The 4,771-nt window shown below is 75.2% G+C and carries 5 protein-coding genes; 3 read left to right on the forward strand and 2 right to left on the reverse strand.

All coding sequences use genetic code 11. The features are described 5' to 3' along the window. Window positions 1–5: 5 nt before the first annotated feature. Window positions 6–497, reverse strand: coding sequence for a hypothetical protein (locus tag ACR807_RS41110; protein WP_438926970.1), 492 nt, complete (start codon window positions 495–497; stop codon window positions 6–8). A gap of 348 nt (window positions 498–845) precedes the next feature. Here ACR807_RS41110 and ACR807_RS41115 point away from each other — a divergent pair, with 348 nt between their 5' ends. Genes ACR807_RS41115 through ACR807_RS41125 form a run of 3 tightly spaced genes read left to right on the forward strand, consistent with a single transcriptional unit; the run spans window position 846 to window position 3,824 of the window. Beyond that, on the forward strand, window positions 846–2,342 hold the full coding sequence (locus tag ACR807_RS41115; RefSeq protein WP_438926971.1) for a helix-turn-helix domain-containing protein: 1,497 nt from the start codon (window positions 846–848) through the stop codon (window positions 2,340–2,342). Window positions 2,343–2,344: 2 nt separating this feature from the next. After that, the gene (locus ACR807_RS41120) at window positions 2,345–2,827 is read left to right on the forward strand and encodes a hypothetical protein (protein ID WP_438926972.1); all 483 of its coding nucleotides are present in this window, start codon (window positions 2,345–2,347) and stop codon (window positions 2,825–2,827) included. Window positions 2,828–2,870: 43 nt separating this feature from the next. Continuing rightward, window positions 2,871–3,824 carry a helix-turn-helix transcriptional regulator gene (locus ACR807_RS41125; protein WP_438926973.1) on the forward strand — a complete coding sequence of 318 codons (954 nt, stop codon included), beginning with the start codon at window positions 2,871–2,873 and terminating at the stop codon, window positions 3,822–3,824. Window positions 3,825–3,889: 65 nt separating this feature from the next. On the opposite strand, the gene ACR807_RS41130 is transcribed toward ACR807_RS41125, so the two are convergent. After that, window positions 3,890–4,771, reverse strand: an 882-nt coding sequence (locus ACR807_RS41130; RefSeq protein ID WP_498371976.1) for an SGNH/GDSL hydrolase family protein, incomplete at its 5' end; no start/stop codon positions are given.

The raw sequence follows: 4,771 nt of genomic DNA on the forward strand, positions 1-4,771 counted from the left end.
TGTGGTCAGCGGTCCTGGGCGACCGCCGTGCGGGCGAGGGCGAGGACCGCGGTGAACGGCGGGAACCAGTGCCGCGAGTGCGACGGCGGGTTCGCCCACCTCAGCGACCCGTAGCGGGTCATGGTGGGCGGCAGGGCGATGCGCTGCGGCGAGCGGACGAACTGGACCTCGGCGGGTGCCTTGAGGTGCGTGGGCAGCAGGGCGACCAGTTCGGCGAGGAAGATCCAGTGCTCCCGCGGGCCGGGGATGACGGTGACGGGTCCCGCGAGCATGCGGGCCTTGAGGTCGGCGAGGACCCTCGACCCGATGCGGGCGGGCATGGCCAGCGCGGTGGTGGCGGGTCCCAGGGGCAGGAACACGCCCTGCTCGGTGACGGAGACCTTCCAGCCCAGCAGCCGGTAGCCCGCGATGGCCTCACCCAGTGCCTGCTGGTGCGCGCGGTCGCGGGGCCCGGAGCGCGGGCCGGGTTCTGCGGTGGTGGCGGCGGTGACGCTCATCGTGGGTGTTCCTCCCGGTCGGGTGGAGCGGGTGGAGCGGGTCGTGGTGGTGTGCGCGGACCGCGGGGTCTGCCGGGCACCGGCACACACGCAGGGTCGGGCGGATCGCCGCCGGTCACCACACCCGCGTCGGGTGGGACCCATGCACCGGCTGGATGCCCCTCATCCGGCACGCGGCGTCACAGGGGTCCGTTCGGGGGGCCTACCGCGTCTTATGCACGGGATGCATGGACTCGCGATCACATCTCTATACACTTGTGTGCACGCTCAGTGACGGGAGCGAGAGCCATGGACCGGAAAGCCCGAAGCGGTACCAGCACCAGGCGCGCATGCCCGTCGTGCGGGGCGTTGATCGCCGCCGACAACACCGACCGCCTCTGCCAGCGGTGCCGGCGCACCGCGCGCACGGAGCTCTACGGGCCACCCGAGGTCCCGGGGGACTTCTGGGACCACGAGGTCATGGCCGCCGCGTTCGCCGACCGGGACATGGGCGGCCTCCTCGCCGCCTACCGGCACCACCCCCAGCACGTCAGCCGCGTCACCCAGGACCGCATGGCGTCCTGGCTGGGGATCTCCCAAGCACAGCTGTCGCGGTACGAGACCGGTGAGAACCCGATCGACCGGATCGACCGCCTGCGCCACTTCGCGCGGGTGCTCGGCGTCCCCGGCGACCGGCTGTGGTTCGACCGCGTCGGAATCCCAAGCCAGGCGGGCCCCGACCGTGGTGCCCCGCCCGATGTGCTCGCCGCGGCGTGGGACGCGTCGAGCATTGCCAGATCGGTCGAGGAGACGGCGAGGAACGACTTGGCGATCAGCAGACGAGCGGCGCTCACCGGAGCTGCCGCGGTGGCAATGGGACCCGCACTGGTCGAGCCGTTGCAGAAGTGGCTCCACCCCTTGCAGCCCCTCTCCAAGTGGTCGTCCAGCGCGGCGATCAGCGAGGAGGAGCTGGCGGCGCTGCAGCGCGTCGCCGACGGGCTGCGCGGGTGGGGCGGGCGAGGCGGGTACGGGCTGGCGCGCAAGGCGGTGCTCGGGCAGTTGGAGGAACTGGCCGAGCGGCTGTCGCGCGCGCCGGCGGGCCCGACCACGGAGCGGGCCTTCTTCATCGGCGCGGAGCTGTCCAAGGTCGCGGCGAGCATGTCGTGGGACGCGGGCATGCACGACGCGGCGCAGCGGTACTACGTGCTGGGCGTGCGCATGGCCAAGGCCGGGCGCAACGACCCGTTCGCCGCGCTGTGCCTGGCGGCGATGGCGAGGCAGATGTTCGACCTGGGCCGCCCGGAGGACGGCCTGGAGCTGGTGCAGCTGGGTCAGTACGGGACCCGGCGCACGGCGACCCCGACGTTGCAGGCGCTCCTGCTGACCCGCGAGGCGTGGGCCTACGCGCAGATGGGTCGGGTGCGGGAGTTCCACCGGGCGGTCGGGCAGGCGCAGGACAGCTTCGCCCAGCGCAGGGACGGTTCGGAGCCGTGGTGGCTCGACAGCTTCGACGAGGCGGAGCTGGAGGGCGTGATCGGCGCCCGGATGCGGGACCTGGCGGGTCACGACCCGAAGCAGGCGCCGCACGCCGAGCAGCACATCAGGCGGGCGCTGGACCTGCGCGACCCGGCCCGGGTGCGCAACCGGGCGTTCGACGTCATCGGGCTGGCCCGCACGATGATGGTGGCGGGTGAGCCCGAGGAGGCGTGCGGGTTGATCCAGCAGGTGGTGCCGACCGCGGCGGGCCTCGCGTCCGGGCGGGTGGTGCGCAAGCTCCAGGACTTCGCCAAGGAGGCGGAGCGGCACCGCGACCTGCCCGCCGTGCGCGACGCGCGCGAGGCGATCCGGGGACTGCGGACGGCCTAGTGATGCGGGTGGGGATCACCGGGCACAGCAAACTGGTGCCCGACTGCGTCGACGCCGTGGTCGCGGGCATCCGCGCGGCGTTGGAGGCCGAGGCGGCGGGCGGGTCATCCCTGGTGGGGGTGACCTGCCTGGCGCCCGGCGCGGACCAGCTGTTCGCGCGCGTCGTGCTGGACATGGGCGGGCGGGTCGAGGTCGTGCTGCCCGCGACCGACTACCGCGACCGGCTCAAGCCGGAGAAGCGCGCCGCCTACGACGAGCTGCTGGCGCGGGCGCACGTGGTGAGCGTGCTGCCCAACGAGCTGTCCGGGCGGCACGCGTACGTGATGGCCAACGAGCGGATGCTCGCGTCGGTGGAGCTGCTGGTCGCGGTGTGGGACGGGCAGCCGCCGGACGGGCGCGGCGGCACGGCGGACGTGGTGGAGACGGCGCGCGCGTCGGGCGTGCCGGTGGTGGTCGTGTGGCCGGGGGGAGCGGCCCGGGGGTGATCGAGGACCGTTCTCGTCCGCGGTGGCCGGCAGACTCGGTGGCGTGCTGGAGACCTCCGCTCGTCTGCTGAAGCTGCTCTCGCTGCTCCAGGTCCGCCGCGACTGGACCGGGCCCGACCTGGCGGCGAGGTTGGGCGTGGACGTGCGGACCGTGCGGCGGGACGTGGGCAAGCTGCGCACCCTCGGCTACCCGGTCAACGCGGCGCCCGGCGTGTCGGGCGGCTACCAGCTGGGCGCGGGCGCCGAGCTGCCGCCGCTGCTGCTGGACGACGACGAGGCGGTGGCGGTGGCGGTGGGGTTGCGGACCGCCGCGAACGGGACCGTCGCGGGCATCGAGGAGACCTCGGTGCGGGCGCTGGCGAAGCTGGAGCAGGTGCTGCCCTCGCGGCTGCGCCGGCGGGTGAACGCGCTCGGGCGGCACACGGTCGCGCTCACGCCGACCGTGGCGCGGGTGGACGCCGGCACGCTCACCGCCATCGCCGGCGCGTGCCGCGACCACCAGCGGCTGCGGTTCCCCTACGCGGGGCGCGACGGCGGCACGAGGCGGCACGTCGAGCCGCTGGGCCTCGCCCACACCGGGCGGCGCTGGTACCTGGTGGCATGGGACGTGGACAAGGAGGACTGGCGCACGTTCCGGGTCGACCGGATCGAGGGGGAGCCGGCGCTCGGCGCCCGGTTCACGCCGCGCGAGCCACCCGCCGAGGACCTGGCGTCGTACGTGTCGCGGCAGCTGTCCGTGGCGCCCTACCAGCACGAGGCGCGGTTCGTGATGCACGCGCCGTACGAGGTGGTGGCGGCGCGGACGTCGATGACGTCGGTGCACCTGGAGCGCATCGACGACGAGCGGACCCGGTTGACGGTCGGCACGCCGTCGCTGGAGGAGCTGGTCCCGTGGATGGCCATGATCGGCGTGGACTTCGAGGTGGAGGGCCCGGAGGAGCTGCGCGGGCACCTCCGGGCCCACGCCGCGCGGCTCCTGCGGGCGGCCGGCGACTAGCCCCCGCCCCGGCAGGTCCCGACCCGGCAGGTCCCGCCCGGCAGGACGACCCCGGCCGGTCCCGGTCACAGCTCCAGCGGCGGGAAGCCGTCGACGGCGTCCACGACGGCCTGCGCCAGGCACTGGTCGTACGCCTCCAGCGGCAGGCCGTCCGGCGCGACGAGGTCGGTCCGCGGCAGGTGCGGCGCGGCCGGGTCCCGGACGGCGGCGTCGAGGTCGACGACCCCGTCCGCGCCGAAGTCCCCGTAGTCGGTGCGGAGCGTGTCGTTGAGGTGCGCGCGCTGGACCTCCACCGGGTCCGCCGGGTCCAGGCCCGTCGGCGGGACCGTCGCGAGCACGACCCGCATCGGCGCGCCGTCGGTGCGGTGGTAGCGGCGCAGGCCGTTCGGGACGTTCGCGTCGATCAGGCCCGTCAGCCGCCGGCGGGCGTCCGACGCCGTCTCGCCCGGTTCCAGGGCGCCCGGGGTGACGAGGACGGCGCGCGGGTTCGGCTGGCCGAGCGCGTAGCGGTGCGCCGCCCGCGCCGCGAGGCCGCTGGGCGCGTAGCCGACCTGGACGACGCTGCCCGGCAGCCGGTGGCCAAGCGCCGGGCCGAGCAGGTCGGCGAACCGCGGCGAGAACGCGGGGTGGCGCGCGGCGCGGCTGAACGGCCGGTCGCCCAGCACGGCCACGGTGCCCTCGCCCGGGTCGGTGGTGCTCACCTCGACGCCCGACAGGTGGTGCACCTGCCCGGTGGGGGTGAACGGCGCGCCGCCGGCGTCGCCCGCCACGTCGCCGGGTGCGGCGAACGACAGGCCGTTGGTGGCCTCGCCCCTCGCCGCCTGCGGTGCCGAGGCGGGCAGCGCGAGGCTGACCACCAGGTTCCCGCTGCCGCCCGCGGTGGACGGGAAGGCGACCGGGTCGCTGAACGCGTCGCCCCCGGCGGGGATCACCACGCCGGGCGTGCC

This window comes from Saccharothrix sabaoui (assembly GCF_051756985.1).
Lineage (GTDB): Bacteria > Actinomycetota > Actinomycetes > Mycobacteriales > Pseudonocardiaceae > Actinosynnema.

Excerpts from the sequence above, each read along its gene's own strand:
- ACR807_RS41110 (WP_438926970.1), bottom strand. The coding sequence starts at position 497 with ATGAGCGTCACCGCCGCCACCACCGCAGAACCCGGCCCGCGCTCCGGG.
- ACR807_RS41120 (WP_438926972.1), top strand. The coding sequence starts at position 2,345 with ATGCGGGTGGGGATCACCGGGCACAGCAAACTGGTGCCCGACTGCGTC.